This window comes from Hydrogenophaga palleronii NBRC 102513 (genome assembly GCF_001571225.1).
Classification (GTDB): Bacteria; Pseudomonadota; Gammaproteobacteria; order Burkholderiales; family Burkholderiaceae_C; genus Hydrogenophaga; species Hydrogenophaga palleronii.
In genome coordinates, this window is sequence record NZ_BCTJ01000001.1 from 132747 (window position 1) to 153925 (window position 21179).

23 protein-coding genes are annotated in these 21179 nt (G+C 66.2%); 11 read left to right on the forward strand and 12 right to left on the reverse strand.

Annotated elements, in window-relative coordinates; translation table 11 throughout:
• Positions 1-10: 10 nt before the first annotated feature.
• The 3 genes from HPA01S_RS00645 to lexA all read right to left on the reverse strand — a co-directional run bounded on the left by HPA01S_RS00645 (position 11) and on the right by lexA (position 2338).
• A complete protein-coding gene (locus tag HPA01S_RS00645) occupies positions 11-1018 on the reverse strand; it encodes a D-2-hydroxyacid dehydrogenase family protein (protein ID WP_066265350.1) in 1008 nt (335 codons plus the stop codon).
• Between the two features lie 122 nt (positions 1019-1140).
• Entirely contained in the window at positions 1141-1515 is a 375-nt protein-coding gene (locus tag HPA01S_RS00650) for a hypothetical protein (protein ID WP_157084849.1), read from the reverse strand.
• A gap of 136 nt (positions 1516-1651) precedes the next feature.
• A complete protein-coding gene (lexA, locus tag HPA01S_RS00655) occupies positions 1652-2338 on the reverse strand; it encodes a transcriptional repressor LexA (RefSeq protein WP_066265353.1) in 687 nt (228 codons plus the stop codon).
• A gap of 131 nt (positions 2339-2469) precedes the next feature.
• On the opposite strand from lexA, the gene HPA01S_RS00660 reads away from it, so the two are divergent.
• Genes HPA01S_RS00660 through HPA01S_RS23775 form a run of 4 tightly spaced genes read left to right on the forward strand, consistent with a single transcriptional unit; the run spans position 2470 to position 4372 of the window.
• Complete coding sequence (locus tag HPA01S_RS00660; RefSeq protein WP_066265354.1) at positions 2470-3456, forward strand: asparaginase; 987 nt, start codon at positions 2470-2472, stop codon at positions 3454-3456.
• A gap of 3 nt (positions 3457-3459) precedes the next feature.
• Positions 3460-3879, forward strand: a complete 420-nt coding sequence (locus HPA01S_RS00665; RefSeq protein ID WP_157084850.1) for a hypothetical protein — start codon at positions 3460-3462, stop codon at positions 3877-3879.
• A gap of 11 nt (positions 3880-3890) precedes the next feature.
• On the forward strand, positions 3891-4223 hold the full coding sequence (locus HPA01S_RS00670; protein WP_306307096.1) for a DUF6152 family protein: 333 nt from the start codon (positions 3891-3893) through the stop codon (positions 4221-4223).
• Positions 4214-4372, forward strand: coding sequence for a hypothetical protein (locus tag HPA01S_RS23775; protein WP_306307097.1), 159 nt, complete (start codon positions 4214-4216; stop codon positions 4370-4372). The genes HPA01S_RS00670 and HPA01S_RS23775 overlap by 10 nt, the downstream gene beginning before the upstream one ends.
• A 75-nt stretch (positions 4373-4447) precedes the next feature.
• On the opposite strand, the gene adk is transcribed toward HPA01S_RS23775, so the two are convergent.
• From adk to HPA01S_RS00705, 7 genes are all read right to left on the reverse strand, one after another.
• Positions 4448-5104: an adenylate kinase gene (gene adk / locus HPA01S_RS00675; RefSeq protein ID WP_066265359.1), complete on the reverse strand. Its 657-nt coding sequence runs from the start codon at positions 5102-5104 to the stop codon at positions 4448-4450.
• Positions 5105-5260: 156 nt separating this feature from the next.
• On the reverse strand, positions 5261-6049 hold the full coding sequence (gene kdsB / locus HPA01S_RS00680) for a 3-deoxy-manno-octulosonate cytidylyltransferase (RefSeq protein ID WP_066265364.1): 789 nt from the start codon (positions 6047-6049) through the stop codon (positions 5261-5263).
• Positions 6046-6252, reverse strand: coding sequence for a Trm112 family protein (locus tag HPA01S_RS00685; protein ID WP_066265368.1), 207 nt, complete (start codon positions 6250-6252; stop codon positions 6046-6048). The genes kdsB and HPA01S_RS00685 overlap by 4 nt, the downstream gene beginning before the upstream one ends.
• 28 nt (positions 6253-6280) lie before the next feature.
• The gene (gene lpxK / locus HPA01S_RS00690; RefSeq protein WP_066265369.1) at positions 6281-7366 is read right to left on the reverse strand and encodes a tetraacyldisaccharide 4'-kinase; all 1086 of its coding nucleotides are present in this window, start codon (positions 7364-7366) and stop codon (positions 6281-6283) included.
• Between the two features lie 28 nt (positions 7367-7394).
• Positions 7395-7829, reverse strand: a complete 435-nt coding sequence (locus HPA01S_RS00695; protein WP_066265372.1) for an ExbD/TolR family protein — start codon at positions 7827-7829, stop codon at positions 7395-7397.
• Positions 7826-8473 carry a MotA/TolQ/ExbB proton channel family protein gene (locus HPA01S_RS00700; RefSeq protein WP_066265375.1) on the reverse strand — a complete coding sequence of 216 codons (648 nt, stop codon included), beginning with the start codon at positions 8471-8473 and terminating at the stop codon, positions 7826-7828. The genes HPA01S_RS00695 and HPA01S_RS00700 overlap by 4 nt, the downstream gene beginning before the upstream one ends.
• Before the next feature lie 63 nt (positions 8474-8536).
• Entirely contained in the window at positions 8537-8869 is a 333-nt protein-coding gene (locus tag HPA01S_RS00705; RefSeq protein WP_066265377.1) for a hypothetical protein, read from the reverse strand.
• Positions 8870-9248: 379 nt separating this feature from the next.
• Between HPA01S_RS00705 and xseA the strand changes: the two genes are divergently transcribed.
• The 3 genes from xseA (at position 9249) to HPA01S_RS00720 (ending at position 13668) form a co-directional block, all read left to right on the forward strand.
• A complete protein-coding gene (gene xseA, locus HPA01S_RS00710) occupies positions 9249-10478 on the forward strand; it encodes an exodeoxyribonuclease VII large subunit (protein WP_245638549.1) in 1230 nt (409 codons plus the stop codon).
• 136 nt (positions 10479-10614) lie between these two features.
• Positions 10615-11196 (forward strand): superoxide dismutase, encoded by a 582-nt coding sequence (locus tag HPA01S_RS00715; protein ID WP_066265382.1) that lies wholly within the window; start codon positions 10615-10617, stop codon positions 11194-11196.
• A gap of 234 nt (positions 11197-11430) precedes the next feature.
• A complete protein-coding gene (locus HPA01S_RS00720) occupies positions 11431-13668 on the forward strand; it encodes an NADP-dependent isocitrate dehydrogenase (RefSeq protein WP_066265385.1) in 2238 nt (745 codons plus the stop codon).
• A gap of 48 nt (positions 13669-13716) precedes the next feature.
• Here HPA01S_RS00720 and HPA01S_RS00725 read toward each other — a convergent pair whose 3' ends face one another.
• A complete protein-coding gene (locus tag HPA01S_RS00725) occupies positions 13717-14169 on the reverse strand; it encodes a DUF192 domain-containing protein (RefSeq protein WP_066265387.1) in 453 nt (150 codons plus the stop codon).
• Positions 14170-14367: 198 nt separating this feature from the next.
• On the opposite strand from HPA01S_RS00725, the gene icd reads away from it, so the two are divergent.
• From icd to clpA, 3 genes are all read left to right on the forward strand, one after another.
• Positions 14368-15627: an NADP-dependent isocitrate dehydrogenase gene (gene icd, locus HPA01S_RS00730; RefSeq protein WP_157084866.1), complete on the forward strand. Its 1260-nt coding sequence runs from the start codon at positions 14368-14370 to the stop codon at positions 15625-15627.
• Between the two features lie 253 nt (positions 15628-15880).
• On the forward strand, positions 15881-16237 hold the full coding sequence (gene clpS, locus HPA01S_RS00735; protein ID WP_066265392.1) for an ATP-dependent Clp protease adapter ClpS: 357 nt from the start codon (positions 15881-15883) through the stop codon (positions 16235-16237).
• A gap of 95 nt (positions 16238-16332) precedes the next feature.
• Positions 16333-18669 (forward strand): ATP-dependent Clp protease ATP-binding subunit ClpA, encoded by a 2337-nt coding sequence (clpA, locus tag HPA01S_RS00740; RefSeq protein WP_066265394.1) that lies wholly within the window; start codon positions 16333-16335, stop codon positions 18667-18669.
• 108 nt (positions 18670-18777) lie between these two features.
• On the opposite strand, the gene HPA01S_RS00745 is transcribed toward clpA, so the two are convergent.
• Positions 18778-20334, reverse strand: coding sequence for a helicase HerA-like C-terminal domain-containing protein (locus tag HPA01S_RS00745; RefSeq protein ID WP_066265395.1), 1557 nt, complete (start codon positions 20332-20334; stop codon positions 18778-18780).
• Between the two features lie 100 nt (positions 20335-20434).
• Here HPA01S_RS00745 and HPA01S_RS00750 point away from each other — a divergent pair, with 100 nt between their 5' ends.
• A complete protein-coding gene (locus tag HPA01S_RS00750) occupies positions 20435-21160 on the forward strand; it encodes a YebC/PmpR family DNA-binding transcriptional regulator (protein WP_066265398.1) in 726 nt (241 codons plus the stop codon).
• The last annotated feature ends 19 nt before the right edge of the window (positions 21161-21179 follow it).

Genomic DNA, 21179 nt, shown 5'->3' on the forward strand with positions numbered 1-21179 from the left:
GGCGCGTTGTTCAGCGCCGGACCTGCAGGGCGCCGGGGTTGACGATGTTGGTCGGCGTGCCCTTGATGAAGTTCACCACGTTGTCGAAGGCCGCCGAGAAGTACATCTCGTAGCTGTCCTGCTCGACGTAGCCGATGTGTGGCGTGCAGATGCAGTTCTCCAGCCGCAGCAAGGCGTGGCCCTGCAGGATGGGCTCGGACTCGAAGACATCGATCGCGGCCAGGCCCGGACGGCCACGGTTCAGGCCGGCGATCAGCGCTTCGGGCTGGATGAGTTCGGCGCGTGAGGTGTTGACCAGCAAGGCGGTGGTCTTCATGCAGGCCAGGTCTTCGGCCGTCACGCAGCCCGCGCTGCTCTCGCTCAGGCGCAGGTGCAGGCTCAGCACGTCGGCCGATTCAAACAGGGCGGTCTTGCTCGGTGCCACGTCGTAACCATCGGCGGCGGCGCGGGCACGGCTTTCTTCACTGCCCCAGATCACCACGCGCATGCCGAAGGCGCGGCCGTAGCTCGCCACCATCTGGCCGATGCGGCCGTAGCTCCAGATGCCCAGCGTCTTGCCACGCAGCACCATGCCCACACCGAAGTTGGCCGGCATGGCCGCCGCCTTCAGGCCGGCCTGCTGCCAGGCGCCGTGCTTGAGGTTGGAGACGTACTGCGGAATGCGCCGCATGGAGGTGAGGATCAGGCCCCAGGTCAGCTCGGCCGTGGCGACCGGTGAACCCACGCCGTCGGCGACGGCAATGCCGCGTTCGGTGCAGGCATTGACGTCGACATGGCCGCCAACGCGTCCGGTCTGGACAATGAGTTTCAGTCGGGGCAGTTTTTCGACCAGCTGGCGCGTGATCTGTGTGCGTTCGCGGATCAGCACCACCACGTCGGCGTCGCGCAGCCGGATGGACAACTGGCCCACGCCCTTGACGGTATTGGTGAAGACCTTGGCCGGATAGGCTTCGAGTTTTTCGGCACAACGCAGCTTGCGCACAGCGTCCTGATAGTCATCGAGGATCACGATATTCATGACCCTATTGTGCCTTCCCGCTCAGGCCAATCTGGAGAGCTGACCGCTGGTTACAAGCAGGGCCGCCACTTGCAGCGCGGCCCGCGCCGAAACGCAGCGGTTGCGTGCGGCGCGCACCGGTATCAGGCAACGCGCGTGGCCAGCAGGCGCTCCTGGTCTGCCAGCCGGTCGAGTTCGGCGCAGACGTCGTTGATGCGGCCCGAGATCACCAGCCGCACCTTGGCCCGCTGCGCCACTGGCGCTTCGGTCTGGCGCAACACCCGCACACGGGAGGTGGCGTGGACCGGGTCTGCAACGGCCGGCACCGCGCTCAGCAGCGGCGCGGCATTGCACGGCACGCCGCGCTTGAGCCAGCCCGCACGTGTGAAGCGTTGCACGGCACGGCTGGCCAGCGGTTCGTTGGCCGCCGGTGTCTTGCGGATTGCCGGTGAGGGCAGCCAGCAGTCGATCAGTTGCAGGGGGGCGCGCCAGGTATTGGATTGAAAGATTTTTCCCATGCGAAACTCCATTGATGGGGTTGAACACAGGCAGGATTGAGAACAAGCGCCAACGCAGGGTTGTGTCCTGTCGCGGGCACCATGCCCACGGGACCAAACGCCCGCCACCTGCGGAGGCGACACCGGCCGGAGCCGGTCAGAGCTGAAAGCTGTTGCGGATCAGGCCCACGGCAAGGCCTTCGATTTCGAACGGTTCACCCGGCTCGACCACGATGGTTTTGTAGTCGGGGTTTTCGGCGTGCAATTCGATCAGGTGCTGGCGCCGCATGAAGCGCTTCACGGTGACGTCTTCGCCCAGGCGGGCGACCACGATCTGGCCGTTCTTGGCTTCCTTGGTGGCCTGCACGGCGAGCAGGTCGCCGTCGATGATGCCGATGTCGCGCATGGACATGCCACGCACCTTGAGCAGGTAGTCGGGCGTGCGCTGGAACAGGCTGCGCTCGACGTGGTAGGTCTGGTCCACATGCTCTTGCGCCAGAATCGGCGAGCCCGCCGCCACACGACCGATCAGGGGCAGCATGAGCTGGCTCAGGCTGGGCAGCGGCAGTGTAAGCTGGCGCCCGCGCGAGTGGTTGATGGACTCCAGGTCTTCGCTGCGCAAGCGGATGCCGCGCGATGTGCCACTCACCAGCTCGATGACCCCTTTGCGTGCCAGTGCCTGCAGGTGTTCTTCTGCGGCGTTGGCCGACTTGAAGCCCAGCTCGGACGCGATTTCGGCCCGGGTGGGTGGCGCGCCGGTGCGTGCGATGGCGGTCTGGATGAGTTCCAGAATTTGCTGTTGTCGCGCGGTCAGCTTCGGAGCGGTGTGGGGCAGATCAAGCATGGGGACCTCGTTGAGAACGTGGTTGCCGGGAATGGACACGGTGTGGACCGAAAGCCAGGTGGCGCTTTGTGCCGTGTACCTGTTTTCTTATCCAGTGCCTGTATTTTTAACCAGTTTCAAAGGAATGGCAAGTGGTGGATGCAAACGAGGCCCGACGGCTGGTGATTCTGGGCACGGGCGGCACCATTGCCGGTCGTGCCACAGCAGCTTCGGACAACGTGGGTTATGTGGCCGGCCAGGTGGCCGTGGCCGATCTGGTGGCCGCCGTGCCGGCGCTGGCCGGTGTGTCCTGCGAGGTCGAGCAGGTGGCGCAGGTGGACAGCAAAGACATGGGCCTGCCGGTGTGGCAGGCGCTGGTGCGCCGGCTGGCACACCATCTGGAGGATCCTGCGGTGGCCGCTGTGGTGATCACCCACGGCACCGACACCTTGGAAGAAACCGCTTTTCTGCTGCAGCAGCTGCTGCAGCCCCGCAAGCCCGTGGTGCTGACCTGCGCGATGCGGCCGGCGTCGGCACTGACACCCGACGGCCCGCAAAACCTGAGCGATGCCGTGGCCGTGGCGCGTGAACCAGGCGCCGGTGGCGTGATGGTGGTGTGCGCCGGGCAGGTGCACACGGCGACCGACGTGAGCAAGGTCCACACCTACCGGACCGACGCCTTTGACTCGGGCGACGCGGGCCCGGTGGCTTGTGTGGAAGAGGGCCGCGTGCGCCGCTTCCGGCCCTGGCCCGCGGACGTTCGCGCGACAGGTGGTGACCACGATGCCGGCGCGCTGGCGCGCTTCCTCGCGGCCGATGCGTTGCCCCGGGTCGAGCTGCTCATCAGCCATGCCGATGCCGGCGGTGCGATGGTGCAGGCCTTGCTCGCGCAGGGCGAGACCGACCCCGTCCAGGCGGTGCGCGGCATCGTGGTGGCCGGCACCGGCAATGGCACGGTGCACCAGGCCCTGGCCGAAGCCTTGGACGTGGCCCAGGCGCGGGGCGTGCCGGTGCTGCTGACCTCGCGCTGTGCGCGTGGCCACGTGGTGCCGCACCCCGGGCTGGCCTTTGTGGCGGCCGACGACCTGTCGCCCGTGAAAGCCCGGCTCGGTCTGGCGCTGGCCCTGCTGGCGGACTGAGCCGTGTTCGAAGCCCTTGGCGCGCACCCCTGGGTCTACCCGATGCTGGAGGTGGTGCACCTGATCGGAGTGGGCCTGCTGCTGGGCAACCTCACCCTGCTGGAGTTGCGTGTGCTCGGTTGGGGCAAGGCGCTGCCGCTGGAGCTCCTGGCGCGTTTGAGCCTGACGCTGGTGGCGATTGGTTTCTGCCTCGCTGCGGCCTCCGGCTTGTTGATGTTCGCGACGCAAGCCGGGGAACTGCTGGCCAACCGTGTATTCACAGTCAAGATGGTGCTGATCATGCTGGCGGGTTGCAACGCCGGCTGGTTCCACGGCCGGCGTTCATTGCAGCGCCAGGACGGCACCGCACGCGCGCTGATGCTGCTGTCGTCGGCGCTGTGGCTGATGGTGTTGACCTGCGGCCGCTGGATTGGCTACTGGTGAAGGAGATGGCGATGCAAAGACGCAATCTGCTGCGAGTGGGCGCGCTGCTGTCGATGGGGGGCTGGCGCGGCGCCGCGTTGGCCCACCACGGCTGGAGCAGCTTCGACCAGACCCGGCCGATTTACCTGGAAGGACGCGCCAGCAACGTGCGTTGGCGCAACCCGCACGCGGAGCTGGTGCTGGAACTGCCCGACAACCTGGTGCTGCCGCCCGACCTGGCGCAACGCCCCTTGCCCCCGCGCAGACCGCCGGCATCGACGGCCTGGCGCTGCTCGCAAAGGCGGTGCTGCCCTCGCGCCGCGAGCGCCGCTGGGAGATCGAGCTGGCGCCGCTGTTGCGCCTGAACCAGTGGAAGATGCCGGAGATCCGCAACGGCGCCATGCTGTCCGCCGTGGGCTTCACCTTCAAGGACGAACAGGGCGAGGCGATTCTGCGCGCCGAGTACGTGTGGCTGGACGGCAATGCCTACGGCCTGCGCTCCAGCCCGGCCTGACGAGCCCTTTGCGGGTCTGAGCAGGCACAAAAAACCCGGCGCAAGGCCGGGGTCTTGATGGGCGCGTGTGGCGCCTTATTTGGCCAGCGCTGCGAAGGCACGCGCGGTGATGTCTTCCACCGAGCCCATGCCGCTGATGGCGTGGTACTGCGGTGCGGCAGCGGCGTCGTTGCGGGCCCAGCTGCTGTAGTAGTCGACCAGGGGGCGGGTCTGCGCGCTGTAGACCTCGAGACGTTTCTTCACGGTCTCTTCCTTGTCGTCTTCGCGCTGGATCAGGGGTTCACCGGTGACGTCGTCCTGGCCGGCCACCTTGGGCGGGTTGAACTTGACGTGGTAGGTGCGGCCCGAAGCAGGGTGCGAGCGGCGGCCGCTCATGCGTTCGATGATGGCGTCGAAGGGCACGTCGATTTCCAGCACGTGGTCGAGCTTCACGCCGGCCGACTTCATGGCGTCGGCCTGCGGAATGGTGCGCGGGAAACCGTCGAACAGGAAACCGTTGGCACAGTCGGGCTGGGCAATGCGTTCCTTGACCAGGTTGATGATGAGGTCGTCGCTGACCAGGCCACCGGATTCCATCACCGCTTTGGCCTGAAGGCCCAGCGGCGTACCGGCCTTGACCGCGGCACGCAACATGTCACCGGTGGAGATCTGGGGAATGCCGTATTTCTGGCAAATGAACGTGGCTTGCGTTCCTTTGCCGGCGCCCGGAGCGCCCAACAGAATCAGTCTCATCGCTTTCCTTTTTTGCAGAGTTTCAATGGCTTGGCCGCTTGTCTCGAGCGGCGGCCCCTGGCGTGGGAACCGGGGCAACCGGTCGAGGATAGCATGCACATCCTTCCGCCAGCCTGACAGCCCGGGGCGTCGCGGCGTGCCCGGTGCGGGCGGGTTTCAGCTGCTCGCCAGCAGTTCGCGCACGCGTTCCAGGTCTTGCGGCGTGTCCACGCCGGGTCCGGGGGCCTGGCTGCTCAGGTGCACTGCGATGCGCTGGCCGTGCCACAACACGCGCAGTTGCTCCAGCGATTCGGTGGCTTCCAGCGGAGCCGCTTCCAGCGCGGGAAACTGCCGCAGAAAGCCGGCGCGGTAGGCGTAGATGCCGACATGACGCAAGGGAGCGGGCGAGGGCAAGGACGCCATCGTTCGGCTATCCGCGGCCATGCCATCGCGCCACCATGCGATGGGCGCGCGGCTGAAGTACAGGGCGGTGCCGGCGCGGTCGAGCACCACCTTGACCACGTTGGGGTTGAGGAAGTCGGCCACGCTGTCGATGGTGTGTGCCGCGGTGCTCATGACGCAGTCGTTGCGGCGCTGCAGCTCGGCCGCCACCGCGTTGATCAGCGCCGGATCGATCAGCGGCTCGTCGCCTTGCACGTTCACCACCACCGCGTCGTCGGCCAGGCCGAGCAGGGTGCAGGCTTCGGCCAGCCGGTCGCTGCCGGAGGCGTGGTCGGTGCGCGTGAGCAGGGCTTGCACACCGTGCGCTTCGCAGGCGGCAACGATGCGCGCATCGTCGGCTGCCACCACGCAACGGCTGGCCGCGCTCTGGGCCGCGCGTTGTGCCACGCGCACCACCATGGGCACGCCGGCGATGTCGGCCAGGGGTTTGTCGGGCAGGCGGGTGGAGGCGAGCCGTGCCGGGATCAGCACCGTGAAGCCAGCCACGCCGTCGGCGGCGCTCATGCCAGCGGTGCTGGGGAGGAGGGGCGGGCCGCTTCTTCGTCGCTCAGGGGGCGGGCTTCATGTTCGAGCAGGATGGGAATGCCGTCGCGCACCGGATAGGCGAGGCGGGCGCTGCGCGAGAGCAGTTCCTGTTTGTCGCGGTCGAAGATCAGGGGGCCCTTGGTGACGGGGCAGACCAGCAGTTCGAGCAGTTTGGTGTCCATGGCGGGGATGATAGTCGGGCAGGGCGCTTCAGCGGGCCGGCTTCAGCGTCGCCAGGCGCGCGTCGATGGCGGCGAAGAAGGCCGGATCGGGCGCCAGTTCCAGCGGCACGGCCCAGGCCCGTACCGGCTGGCCGGCCGCGGCATGAGGCAGCAGGGGAAACAGCTTGACCGCGTCTTTTTCGGTGCAGAGCAGCGGCCCTTGCTCGGCCGTGCCGAGCAGCGCGGCGTAGGCGGCCGCGTCGGCATGGTCGGGCAGGGCGACGGTGTGGGCCAGGCTCAGCCCCTGGTCGCGCAGCATGTCGAAGAACACCTCGGGCCGGGCGATGGCGGCCACCGCCGTCACTGGCTGGTTGCGCAGATCGGCCAGCGGCATGCGCTGACCTTGCGGCCCGATGGCTTCGGTGGCGAGCCGGCGTGCTGCATTGAAGAGGGGCGCCACCGGCGACGCGGCCAGTGCGGCTGCCGGCTGGCCTGCCCGGCTTTGGCGCAGCACGAAGTCGGGCTGGAAGGCGGTGTGGCGCGCCGGTGGCCAGGGTTCGCGCAGCAGGCCGGCGGGCAGCAGCCAGCCGTTGCCGGTACCGCGGTCGTCGAACACGGCCACCGCGATGTCGCGCCCCAGCGCCAGGTGCTGCAGCCCGTCGTCGCAGACCAGCACGTTCACGTCCGGGTGCGCCGCCAGCAGCGCCTGCGCGGCCTCGGCCCGCTGCGCGGCCACGAACACCGGTACGCCGGTGGCCTGGCGGATCAGCAGCGGTTCGTCGCCGGCATCGGCGGCGGGGCTGCCGGGCAGCACGGCCAGCACGCCGGCCTCACGCCGGCCATGGCCACGCGACACCACGCCGGGCGTCCAGCCCTGGGCGCGCAGGTGTTGCACCAGGGCGATGGTGCAGGGCGTCTTGCCGGCGCCACCAACCACCACGTTGCCGATCACGATGACCGGCACCGGCAAACGCTGCACCTTCAGCAGGCCACGCGCGTAAAGCGTGCGCCGCAGTGCCACGAGGGCGCGGTAGAGCAGGGAGACGGGCCAGAGCAGGCGGGCCCGCAGGCCGCGCCGTTGTGCGCCGAGCAGCCAGGCCGCTTGTCCACGCGCTTGCCGGGTGGCGTCGCTCATGGTGGCTGGCGCGGGCCGCGCGCTGGTGTCAGGACTTGCCACGGGCAGCACCGCCCGACTGTTGCGTGGCAAAGGTGATCTGCACCAGGCCGGCGCGCCGCGCCGCGTCCATCACGTTGATGACCGACTGGTGGGAGGCGGCGGCGTCGGCGCTGATCACGATCACGGTGTCGCGGTTGTCCTGGGCGGTTTGCGACAGCACCCGGGTGAGGGCCTCGACCCCCGCGCCTTCCATCACCTGGCGGTTGATGGAGTAGCGGCCGTCGCTGCCGACTGCCACCACGATCTCGCGCGGGTTCTGCTTCGGCGCCTGCGCATCGGCCGTGGGCAGGTTGACCTTGAGTTCGGTGAACTTGCTGTAGGTGGTGGTGAGCATCAGGAAGATCAGCACCACCAGCAGGATGTCGATGAACGGGATCAGGTTGATCTCGGGCTCGTCGCGCTCGCCGGAACGGAAGTTCATGACAGCGGCTTCCGCAGGCTCAGCAGGTGGCGGGCGAAACGCTCGGCGGCCAGTTCCATGGCCAGCAGGTAAGCGTCGACGCGGCCGCGGAAGTAGCGCCAGAAGATCAGCGCCGGGATGGCGATGATCAGGCCGAACGCGGTGTTGTAGAGCGCGATGGAAATGCCGTGTGCCAGCTGACCGGGGTTGCCCATGCCGGGCACCGCGCCCGAGACGTCGGCCGCTTGCGAGCCGAAGATCTCGATCATGCCGATGACGGTGCCGAGCAGGCCCAGCAGCGGCGCGGCCGACGCGATGGTGGCCAATGCGCCGAGGTAACGCTGCAGCTTGGCCGCGGCTTCGCGGCCGGCGCCTTCCAGGCTGGCGCGCAGGTCGTCTTCGCTGGCGCGCGGGTTGATGTTGTAGGTGCGGAAGCCGGTGGCGAGCACGGCACCGAGCACCGAGTTCTGCTCCAGCTGCTTGACCACGTCGGGGCCGGGCACGCCGCCGCGGGACACCATCATGGCTTCATCCAGCAGCTTGGGTGGCACGATCTTTTTGGTCTGCAGGCTGATGAAGCGCTCGACCACCAGCGCCAGGCCGAGGATGGAGCAGGCAATGAGAGGCCAGATCGGCCAGCCGGCGGCTTGAATGATGGAAAACAAATCGGGGCTCCAGGCTTGTGCCACCGGACGCCGGTGGCCTTGATGGGTGCGAAGGATTATGTCTCAGGGCTGTGTCCGTTCCTCGTGGAGACGCGACCATTCAGCCCTCACCGCCGCCGCCCAGCCATCCTGTAGTTCGCTCGTTGGCACCCATCGCCGTGCTTTCGGTGGTTGCCCAGTCTGAGGTCGTGCAGCGCAGGCCCGCAGCTTCGTTTGCCAGACCTTCTTCCAGCCCACGCGTGCACCCCAGGCCCTGCCTTTGCTGCCGTCCAGCGCGATGCTGCGGTCTGTGGAGGCGAAGACGCTGGCCATCTCCGAGGTCTGGCCGGCGTAGCCCAACTTGAGCTGGGCCCGGGCGCCGAAGTTGTGCCACAGGTTCAGGCCTGCCCAGGCCATGGATCGGCTCCACCAGCACGTCCAGAGCCGCGCGGTACAGTGGCCGTCTTCCCGCACCTTGAGGCTGCCCGAGCAGGCATGGCAGCCAGGGCAGACTTAGCACCAGATTCTGTGGATAACTTTGTGAAAAACCCTCTTGATGACTGCGCCGGGCCCAATGCCCACGGGGCATTCAACAGATCGATGACAAAACAGGCAGCCCGAATGCCTTTGAAATCAACGCCCTTTGCCGTAGCGCGTGTCGGCGCTGGCAGTGGCGAGGGCGTGGCCAGCAACGGTGCGGATTGTGGACACTTTTGCCCCGGAGATGCTCGTGCCTGAAGACTTTCTCAACCCGTTTCCGCCATCGGCGCCGCGCGTGTGGTCGGTTGGACCGCTGATGCGAGCGGTGGCGGACACCCTGTCCGCCCGCTTCAACCCTGTCGCCGTGCGGGGCGAGCTTTCGGGCTTTTCGCGCGCGGCCAGCGGGCATTGTTATTTTTCGCTCAAGGACGACACCGGCCAGGTGCGCTGCGCCATGTTCCGGCGCGCCGCCGACCAGCTGAGCTTTGCGCCGCGTGATGGACAACTCGTGGAGGCGCGCGGCAAGCTCGACGTCTACGGCGCGCGGGGTGACCTGCAGCTCATCGTCGAATCGATGCAACCGGCGGGGCAGGGTGCCTTGTTCGAGCAGTTCCTCAAGCTCAAGGCCCAGCTGGAGGCCGAGGGCCTGTTCGAAGCCGCTCGCAAACGGGCCTTGCCGGCACAACCGCGCAGCATTGGCGTGGTCACCTCGCTCGGCGCTGCCGCCTTGCGCGACGTGGTCACCGCCCTGCGGCGCCGCGTGCCGCACATTCCCGTGACCATCTACCCGGCGGCGGTGCAGGGCGCCCAGGCCCCGGCCGAGCTCTGTACGGCGTTGCAGAACGCCTACCGCCGGCATGCCGACACCGGCGAGAGCGAGGTGCTGCTGCTGGTGCGCGGCGGTGGTTCGCTGGAAGACCTGTGGTCGTTCAACGATCCCACGCTGGTGCGCACGCTGGCGCAGGCGCCGATGCCGGTCATCAGCGGCGTCGGGCACGAAACCGATTTCACCCTGGCCGACTTCGTGGCCGATCTGCGCGCGCCCACGCCCACCGCGGCGGCCGAGCTCTGCGCACCGGCGCGCGAGCAGCGTCTGGGTGAGCTGTCCTACCTGCGTGAGCGCCTGAGCGACGGTGTCTTCAACGCCATCGACCAGCGAGGCCAGCGGCTGGACCGCCTGGCCCAGCGCATGGGCCGGCCTTCGGGTCGTCTGCACGAAAGCCAGCAGCAACTGACCGCCCTGCAGCACCGGCTGCAACATGGCCTGTTGCTCGGTACCCAGCAGCGCCGCCACAGCCTGCAGATGCTGGGGCAGGCCGTGCCGCAGGCCTTGCGCCGCGCGATGGACGCGCAGCGCCTGCGCCTGCAGCGCGGGCAGACCGCATTGAGCCTGCTCGATCCACAACTCGTGCTGCAACGTGGCTACGCCTTCCTGACCGACGAACACGGCACCGCGATCACGCTGGCGGCCCAGGCCCGGCCGGGCCAGGCGCTGCGCGCCACGCTGGCCGACGGTGAACTGGGTCTGCACGTCGATGACAGGTGAATGACCGGGGCGCGGAAGAAACCCTGCTCCTGTTGACGCCACCGGGCTTGCCTACAATGTGCGGGCCCCGCAGCCTTGTGCCACGCGCAACGCGGCCGAGTGCGCCGATTCACAACACCAACGCAAGAGGAACCCCATGGAACACACCCTGCCGAAACTGCCTTACGACCTGGATGCCCTGGCTCCGCACTACAGCCGCGAGACGCTGGAATACCACCACGGCAAGCACCACAACGCGTACGTGGTCAACCTCAACAACCTGCAAAAGGGCACCGAGTTCGAGAACCTCGACCTCGAGTCCATCATCAAGAAGTCCAGCGGCGGCATCTACAACAACGCAGCCCAGATCTGGAACCACACCTTCTTCTGGAACTGCATGAAGCCCGCCGGCGGCGGCGAGCCGACCGGTGCGCTGGCCGACGCCATCAACGCCAAGTGGGGCAGCTACACCGCCTTCAAGGAAGCCTTCGTGAAGTCGGCCGTGGGCAACTTCGGTTCGGGCTGGACCTGGCTGGTGAAGAAGGCCGACGGTTCGGTCGACATCGTCAACACCGGCGCTGCCGGCACCCCCCTGACCACCGCCGACAAGGCCCTGCTGACCGTGGACGTGTGGGAACACGCCTACTACATCGACTACCGCAACCTGCGCCCCAAGTTCGTCGAAACCTTCCTCGAGAAGCTGGTCAACTGGTCGTTCGCCGAAGCCAACTTCAAGTGATCACCGGCACCCGGTAAAACAGGCTCGAAGGGTGACCTTCGGGCCTTTTCCGTTTCTGCCGGGGAAAACAAGGCAGAAAAATTCGGACACTTTTTGCATTGTGAGATTGAGCTCGCAAAAATGGGGTTTCCCGCCACGCCCTGAACGCAAAATCAACGGTTGTCCGCGCGGCGCATCCCGGCACCCGTTGCCCCAGCGCCCGACGGCGTCCCCTTACAACTTTGGAGATAGGCCATGAGCAGCCAGCAACCGACCATCATCTACACCCTCACCGACGAAGCTCCGCTGCTGGCGACCAGTGCGTTCCTGCCCATCATCCGCACCTTCGCGGCACCGGCCGGCATCAACGTCGAGACCAGCGACATCTCGGTGGCCGGCCGCATCCTGGGCCAGTTCCCCGAGCAGCTGACCGAAGAGCAGCGCGTGCCGGACAACCTGTCCCAGCTCGGCAAGCTCACGTTCAAACCCGAAGCCAACATCATCAAGCTGCCCAACATCAGCGCCTCGGTGGCCCAGCTCAAGGCCGCCATCAAGGAGCTGCAGGACAAGGGCTACAAGATCCCGGACTTCCCTGAAAACCCGAAGACCGAAGAAGAGAAGGACATCCGCGCGCGCTACAACAAGTGCACCGGCTCGGCCGTCAACCCGGTGCTGCGCGAAGGCAACTCGGACCGCCGCGCGCCCAAGGCGGTGAAGGAATACGCCCGCAAGCACCCGCACAGCATGGGTGAATGGAGCCAGGCCTCGCGCTCGCACGTCTCGCACATGCACCACGGCGACTTCTACCATGGCGAAAAGTCCATGACGCTGGACCGCGCGCGCGACGTCAAGATGGAACTCATCGGCAAGAGCGGCAAGATCACCGTGCTCAAGGCCAAGGTGTCGCTGCTCGACCGCGAAGTCATCGACTCCATGTTCATGAGCAAGAAGGCTCTGCTGGCCTTCTACGAAAAGGAAATCGAAGACGCACACAAGACCGGTGTGATGTTCTCGCTGCACGTCAAGGCCACCATGATGAAGGTCTCGCACCCGATCGTGTTCGGCCACTGCGTGCGCATCTTCTACAAGGCCGCGTTCGAAAAACACGGCAAGCTGTTCGACGAACTGGGCGTCAACGTCAACAACGGCATGGTCGATCTGTACAACAAGATCGCCACGCTGCCGCAAAGCAAGCAGGACGAGATCAAGCGCGACCTGCACGCCTGCCACGAAGGCCGCCCCGAGCTGGCCATGGTGGACTCGGCCAAGGGCATCACCAACTTCCACTCGCCCAACGACGTGATCGTCGACGCTTCCATGCCGGCGATGATCCGCAACAGCGGCAAGATGTGGGGCGCCGACGGCCGCCTGAAGGACGTCAAGGCTGTGATGCCCGAATCGACCTTCGCCCGCATCTACCAGGAAATCATCAACTTCTGCAAATGGCACGGCGCGTTCGATCCGAAGACCATGGGCACGGTGCCCAACGTCGGCCTGATGGCGCAGCAAGCCGAAGAGTACGGCTCGCACGACAAGACCTTTGAAATCCCGGAAGACGGCGTTGCCAACATCACCGACCTGGCCACCGGCGAAGTGCTGATGAGCCAGGACGTGGAGCAGGGCGACATCTGGCGCATGTGCCAGGTCAAGGACGCTGCGATCCGCGACTGGGTCAAGCTGGCCGTCACGCGCGCACGCAACTCCGGCATGCCGGTGGTGTTCTGGCTCGATGCCTACCGCCCGCACGAAGCGCAACTGATCACCAAGGTCAAGATGTACCTGCACGAGCACAACACGGCCGGTCTGGACATCCAGATCATGAGCCAGGTGCGTGCCATGCGTTACACCCTGGAGCGCGTGATCCGCGGCCAGGACACCATCAGCGCCACCGGCAACATCCTGCGCGACTACCTGACCGACCTGTTCCCGATCATGGAGCTGGGCACCTCGGCCAAGATGCTGTCCATCGTGCCGCTGATGGCCGGTGGTGGCATGTACGAAACCGGTGCCGGCGGCTCGGCGCCCAAGCACGTGCAGCAGCTGGTGGAAGAAAACCACCTGCGCTGGGACTCGCTGGGTGAGTTCCTGGCGCTGGCCGTGTCGATGGAAGACCTGGGTCTGAAGACCGGCAACGCACAGGCCAAGATCCTGTCCCGCACGCTGGACGCGGCCACGGGCAGCCTCCTGGACAACAACAAGAACCCTTCGCCCAAGACTGGTCAGCTGGACAACCGCGGCAGCCAGTTCTACCTCGCCCTGTACTGGGCGCAGGAGCTGGCTGCGCAGACGGAAGACGCGGCCCTGGCCGCCAAGTTCGCACCGCTGGCCAAGCAGCTGGCCGACAACGAAAAGACCATCGTGGCCGAACTGGCCGAGGTGCAGGGCAAGCCGGTGGACATCGGCGGGTACTACAAGCCCGACTTCGCCAAGCTCGAAACCGTCATGCGCCCCAGCAAGACGCTGAACGCCGCGCTGGCGTCCGTCAAGGCCTGAGGACCAGGCGCTGCATCAGAAAGGGTCGCCGGCAACGGCGGCCCTTTTTTATTTGCGGAACGGGCCGCCGATGAGGCGCGTGCCGGGCTGGAGGCCACGCTTGTCGAACCAGCCCTTGTGCATCTCCAGCACGTAGCGCACCGGCTTGGTCGAGCAGTGAGATTCCAGGCTTTGTGGCTGCATGTCGGCCAGGTTGACGATGCTGCCGTCTTCGGCCACGAACGCGGCGGTCAGCGGCAGCAGGGTGTTCTTCATCCAGAAGCACTGCTCGGCCGGGTGCTCGAAGATGAACAGCATGCCTTCGTTGGCCGGCATCTCCTGGCGGTGCATCAGGCCGGTGGCGCGTTCCTGCGGTGTCTGGGCGATCTGGACCTGGATCAGGTGCATGCCGGCTTGCAGCTGCGTGCGGGTCAGGTCGGTCTGCGGCGCGTTCTGCGCCCAGGCCGCGCTGGCGATCAGGAAAGGCAGGCTAAGCAACAGGCGGGCGGACAGGGATTTCATGCGGCGTGTCGGAGGAAACGGATCGGGCCTTCATTGTCCGCCATCCGCTGCGCTGCCGTGAAGGGCGGCAAAGCCGCGCGCGCCGGGGCGCCATGAGGGCGCGACTAAAATTTCGGCTTCCCTCGCGTGCGCCCCCGGCGCGCCCAGCCAGTCCACCACGGGCCGGCTTCACACAGACCCCCGACTCCCGGAGCCCCGATTCCCATGTACCAGCACATCCAGGTGCCACCCCTAGGCCAGAAAATCACCGTCAACGCCGACCTGTCGCTGAACGTGCCGGACCAGCCCATCGTGCCCTTCATCGAAGGCGATGGCACTGGTCAGGACATCACGCCGGTGATGATCCAGGTGGTGGACGCAGCCGTGGCCCGGGCCTACGGGGAGCGCCGCAAGATCCACTGGATGGAGGTGTATGTCGGCCAGAAGGCCACCCAGGTTTATGGCCCGGACGCCTGGCTGCCCGACGAGAGCCTGGATGCCCTGCGCACCCACGTGGTGTCCATCAAGGGCCCGCTCTCCACACCCGCGGGTGGGCGCTTCCGCTCGATCAACGTGGCGCTGCGGCAGGCACTGGACCTGTACGTCTGCCAGCGACCGGTTCAGTATTTCGACGGCGTGCCTTCGCCGCTGAAAGAACCGCACAAGACCAACATGGTGGTGTTCCGCGAAAACTCGGAAGACATCTACGCCGGCATCGAATACGAAGCCGGCTCTGCCCAGGCGCAAAGCCTGATCCGTCTGCTGCAGGAAGAGATGGGCGTGGACAGCATCCGCTTTCCCGCCACCTCGGCCATCGGCATCAAGCCGGTGTCGGTGGAGGGCACCGAGCGCCTGATGCGCAAGGCCATCCAGTACGCGATCGACCACGACAAGCCCAGCGTCACCATCGTGCACAAGGGCAACATCATGCGGTACACCGAAGGCGGCTTCCGCGACTGGGCCTACGCCCTGGCCCAAAAGGAATTCGGTGCCGTGCTGGTTGACGACGGCCCCTGGTGCCAGTTGCGCAACCCGAAGACCGGCAGGGACATCCTCATCAAGGACTGTTTCGCCGACGACTTCCTGCAACAGATCCTGCTGCGCCCGCTGGACTTTTCGGTCGTGGCCACGCTCAACCTCAACGGCGACTACGTTGCCGACGCCCTGGCGGCGCAGGTGGGCGGCATCGGCATAGCGCCGGGCGCCAACCTGTCCGACACCCTGGCGTGTTTCGAGCCCACCCACGGCCCCGTGCCCAAACACGCCGGCAAGGACTACGCCAACCCCTGCGCGGAAATCCTGGCCGCCGACATGATGCTGCGCCACCTGGGCTGGAAAGAGGCTGGCGACATCATCATCCGCGCCCTCAAGGAAGCGATTGCCAGCAAGAAGGTGACGCACGATTTCGCGCGGCTGATGCAGGGCGCGACGCAGGTGAGCACCTCCGGTTTCGGCCAGGTGATGATCGGCCACATGTGAGTGGCAGGCGGCGGGCGGGAAGGGGCTTGCCCCGCCGTCGGCCGTGGCGATGTGACCGCATGTGCCCCAGCGCATGAACAAGTGCCCGAACCGCGCTTTTCTTCACCGTTTCCGCGCCGCATTTCGCTCCACAATGAGGCATGGAAAAGCTGCCTCCCACCGTCTTGCCCGCCAGGCTGGTCCGGCGGGTGGAACGCGCAACCGTATTCCCGCACGTCATTCAGGGCGGATGCGCACCGCTAGAATCATTTTCATGGCCACCCAGAACCCGAAAAAACCACCCACGCCCGTCGTCCCGCCCAGTGTCGGCAACGACGAGTCGGTGGTGCTTGAGCGCCGCACCCAGCGCACCCAGCCGCCGCAGATGTTCCAGGTCGTGCTGCTCAACGACGACTTCACCCCCATGGAGTTCGTGGTGCACGTCATCCAGGAGTTCTTCAGCAAGGACCGCGAAACCGCGACCCAGATCATGCTCAAGATCCACCTGGAAGGAAAAGGCATCTGTGGCGTCTATTCCCGCGACGTCGCGAGCACCAAGGTGGACCAGGTCCTCCAGGCCGCCCGCGCCGCCGGGCACCCGTTGCAATGTGTGAGCGAACCTGTTGAATAAACCCGAGTCCACCCCATCTGACCCCCAGTCTCCTGTTTTTTTGAATCCTGTCGATTGCCTCTTCCCCGATCACCCAAGCCCAAAGGACGTGCCCAATGATTGCCCAGGAACTTGAAGTCAGCTTGCATATGGCCTTTGTCGAGGCCCGGCAGCAGCGGCACGAATTCATCACTGTCGAACACCTTCTGCTGGCGCTGCTGGACAACCCCAGCGCCGCCGAGGTGCTGCGTGCCTGCTCGGCCAACATCGACGATCTGCGCAAATCCTTGACCAACTTCATCAAGGACAACACCCCGCAGGTCGCCGGCACCGACGAAGTCGATACCCAACCCACGCTGGGCTTCCAGCGTGTGATCCAGCGCGCGATCATGCACGTGCAGTCCACCGGCAACGGCAAGAAGGAGGTCACCGGTGCCAACGTGCTGGTGGCGATCTTCGGCGAGAAGGACTCGCACGCCGTGTACTACCTGCACCAGCAGGGCGTGACGCGCCTGGACGTGGTCAACTTCATCGCCCATGGCATCCGCAAGAGCGACCCGCCCGAGGCGGCCAAGCCCGGCGAGAGCGCGGCCGAGAACGAAGAGGCCGGCGAAGCCAAGGGCAACGAGAAGGCCTCGCCGCTGGAGCAGTTCACCCAGAACCTGAACCAGATGGCCAAGGACGGCAAGATCGATCCGCTGATCGGCCGCGAGTACGAGGTCGAGCGCGTGATCCAGATCCTGTGCCGCCGCCGCAAGAACAACCCGCTGCTGGTGGGCGAAGCCGGCGTCGGCAAGACCGCGATCGCCGAGGGCCTGGCCTGGCGCATCACCCAGGGTGACGTGCCCGAGATCCTGGCCGAGTCCGCCGTCTACTCGCTCGACATGGGCGCGCTGCTGGCCGGCACCAAGTACCGCGGTGATTTCGAGCAACGCCTCAAGGGCGTGCTCAAGTCGCTCAAGGACAAGCCCAACGCGATCCTGTTCATCGACGAAATCCACACCCTGATCGGGGCCGGTGCGGCCTCGGGCGGCACGCTGGACGCGTCCAACCTGCTCAAGCCGGCGCTCTCCAGCGGCCAGCTCAAGTGCATCGGCGCGACCACCTTCACCGAGTACCGTGGCATCTTCGAGAAAGACGCCGCGCTCAGCCGCCGCTTCCAGAAAGTGGACGTGGTCGAGCCGACCGTGCAGGAAACCGTGGACATCCTCAAGGGCCTGAAGTCGCGCTTTGAAGAGCACCATGGCGTGAAGTACGCCGTGGCCGCCCTGCAGGCCGCGGCCGAGCTGAGCGCCAAGTACATCAACGACCGCCACCTGCCCGACAAAGCCATCGACGTGATCGACGAGGCCGGTGCAGCACAGCGCATCCTGCCGGTGTCCAAGCGCAAGAAGACCATCAGCAAGACCGAGGTCGAAGAGATCGTGGCCAAGATCGCGCGCATCCCGCCGGCCAACGTGTCCAACGACGACCGCGGCAAGCTGCAGACGCTGGAACGTGACCTCAAGAGCGTGGTGTTCGGCCAGGACAAGGCGCTGGAAGTGCTGGCGTCCTCGGTGAAGATGGCGCGCTCGGGTCTGGGCAAGGCCGACAAGCCGATCGGTGCCTTCTTGTTCAGCGGCCCCACCGGCGTCGGCAAGACCGAAGCCGCCAAGCAGCTGGCCTACATCATGGGCATCGACCTGATCCGCTTCGACATGTCGGAGTACATGGAGCGCCACGCCGTGAGCCGCCTGATCGGTGCGCCCCCCGGCTACGTGGGCTTCGACCAGGGTGGTTTGCTGACCGAGGCCGTCACCAAGAAGCCGCACTGCGTGCTGCTGCTCGACGAAATCGAGAAGGCGCACCCGGACATCTTCAACGTGCTGCTGCAGGTCATGGACCACGGCACGCTGACGGACAACAACGGACGCAAGGCCGACTTCCGCAACGTCATCATCATCATGACGACGAACGCGGGTGCCGAGACCATGAACAAGGCGACCATCGGCTTCACCAACCCGCGCGAAGCGGGCGACGAGATGGCCGACATCAAGCGCCTGTTCACGCCCGAGTTCCGCAACCGCCTGGACGCGACCGTGAGCTTCAAGGCGCTTGATGAGAACATCATCATGCGCGTGGTCGACAAGTTCCTGCTGCAGCTGGAAACTCAACTGAGCGAGAAGAAGGTCGAAGTCACGTTCACCGATGCGCTGCGCAAGCACCTGGCGAAGAAGGGTTTCGACCCGCTGATGGGCGCACGCCCGATGCAGCGCCTGATCCAGGACACGATCCGCCGCGCGCTGGCCGACGAACTGCTGTTCGGACGCCTGACCGACGGTGGCCGCCTGACGGTGGACATCGTGAACAAGACCGACGAAGCGGGCAAGGAAACGCAGGAAGTCGAACTCGACATCCAGCCGTTGCCGAAGAAGGAAGGCAAGGCCAAGCCCGAAGAGGCTACCGCCGGCTGATCGTCGCAGGCACTCGCCCCATGCAAAAGGCCCGGTTCGTCCGGGCCTTTTTTCTTGTGCAATGTGGCTGCGGAGCGCAGCCACCCGGGAAGCCGGCGGGAAACCGGCTCAGCGCTTCTTGCCGCCGCCCAGCAGGCCACCCAGCATGCCGCGCACCAACTGGCGCCCGAGGCCGCTGGCAACGCTGCGTGCCGCCGTCTTGGCCATGGTCTGCACCAGGCCGTCGTACTGGCCGCCGCGTGGGCCGGTGCGGCCGAACAGCGCTTCGTTGACCATGCCGCCAAAACCACCGCCTTCGGCGGGGGCGGCCTGCTTGTCCGAGCCCGGCACCCGGGGCGCCTTGGGCGCCGCGTTGGCCGGCTGCTCTTCCTGTGGCGTCGCGCCGCGTTCGCCGGCGTGTTTGGCAAAGACTTCGTAGGCGCTCTCGCGGTCCACCACTTTCTCGTACACGCCGGCCACCAGCGAATCGCGGCGCAGCTGGGCACGTTGCTCGGGCGTGATGGGGCCGAGCTGGCTGCCCGGCGGCAGCACGTACACGCGCTCGGTCTCGCTCGGGCGGCCCTTGGCGTCCAGCAGGCTCACCAGGGCTTCGCCCACGGCCAGTTCGGTGATGGCGGCTTCGATGTCGAGGCCCGCCTTGGGGCGCATGGTCTGCGCGGTGGACTTGACGGCCTTCTGGTCGCGCGGGGTGAAGGCGCGCAGCGCGTGCTGGACGCGGTTGCCAAGCTGGCCCAGCACGCTGTCGGGAATGTCCAGCGGGTTCTGCGTCACGAAATACACGCCCACGCCCTTGGAGCGCACCAGGCGCACCACCAGTTCGATGCGTTCGATCAGCACCTTGGGCGCTTCGTTGAACAGCAGGTGGGCCTCGTCGAAGAAGAACACCAGCTTGGGTTTTTCGGGGTCGCCGATTTCGGGCAGGGTCTCGAACAGCTCGGACAGCATCCACAGCAGGAAGGTGGCGTAGAGGCGCGGCGCGTTCATCAGCTTGTCGGCGGCCAGGATGTTGATCACGCCCTTGCCGTCCACCGTCTGCATGAAGTCGTTGATGTCGAGCATGGGTTCGCCGAAGAACTTGTCGCCCCCCTGTTGTTCGACCTGCATCAGCCCGCGCTGGATCGCGCCGATGCTGGCGGCGCTGATGTTGCCGTACTCGGTGGTGAACTGCTTGGCGTTGTCGCCGATGTGCTGCAGCATGGCCCGCAGGTCTTTCATGTCGAGCAGCAGCAGGCCGTTGTCGTCGGCGATCTTGAACACCAGGTTGAGCACGCCGGCCTGGGTGTCGTTGAGGTTCAGCATGCGGGACAGCAGCAGCGGCCCCATGTCGCTGATGGTGGCGCGCACCGGGTGGCCGAGTTCGCCGAACACGTCCCACAGCGTGGTCGGGCAGGACTGCGAGGCGGGCGGCGTGATGCCGCGGTCTTTCAGGGTGGCGCTGATCTTTTCGCCGAAACTGCCGCGCTGGCTGATGCCCGAGAGGTCGCCCTTGACGTCGGCCATGAACACCGGCACGCCGATGTTGGAGAACTGTTCGGCCAGCGTCTGCAGCGTGACGGTCTTGCCGGTACCGGTGGCGCCGGTGATCAGACCGTGGCGGTTGGCCAGGGCGGGCAGCAGCTGGCAGGTGGTGTTGGCGTTGAGGGCGATCAGCATCGGTTCGGCCATGGCTTGAGTTCCTTCGGGAGGCGGTTCGGGACGGTGCGGGTGAAAACGTAAAATCGCGGTCTTATTAGATCAAAGCCAGAACGGGCAAAAGGACAATTTCGTGGCCGGACATAGCAAATGGGCAAATATTCAGCACCGCAAAGGCCGTCAGGACGAAAAGCGCGGGAAGATCTGGACGCGTGTCATCCGTGAGATCAGCGTGGCGGCACGCCAGGGTGGCGGCGACCCGGCCATGAACCCGCGCCTGCGGCTGGCGATCGACAAGGCCAAGGCCGCCAACATGCCGGCCGACCGCATCAAGTACAACGTCGACAAGGCCTCGGGCAACCTGGAAGGCCAGGCGCTGGAGGAAATCCGCTACGAGGGCTACGGCATCGGCGGCGCCGCCATCATCGTCGACACCATGACCGACAACCGCGTGCGCACCGTGGCCGAGGTGCGCCACGCCTTGAGCAAACACGGCGGCAACCTCGGCACCGAAGGTTCGGTGGCGTTCCAGTTCAAGCACTGTGGCCAGCTGATTTTTGCCCCCGGTACCTCCGAAGACCAGGTGATGGAAATCGCGCTGGAAGCCGGTGCGGACGACGTGATCAGCGACGAGGACGGTGCCATCGAGGTGCTGACCCCGCCACTGGAGTTCGAGGCCGTGAAGAACGCGCTGGAAGCCGCCGGCCTCAAGCCCGAGGTGGCCGAGGTGACGATGCGGCCGGAAAACTCCATTGCCCTGACCGGCGACGACGCGGCCCGCATGCAGAAACTGCTGGACGTGCTGGAAGACCTGGACGACGTGCAGGACGTGTTTCACAACGCCGAGATCGGCGAATAACCAACGACAGATAGATCCG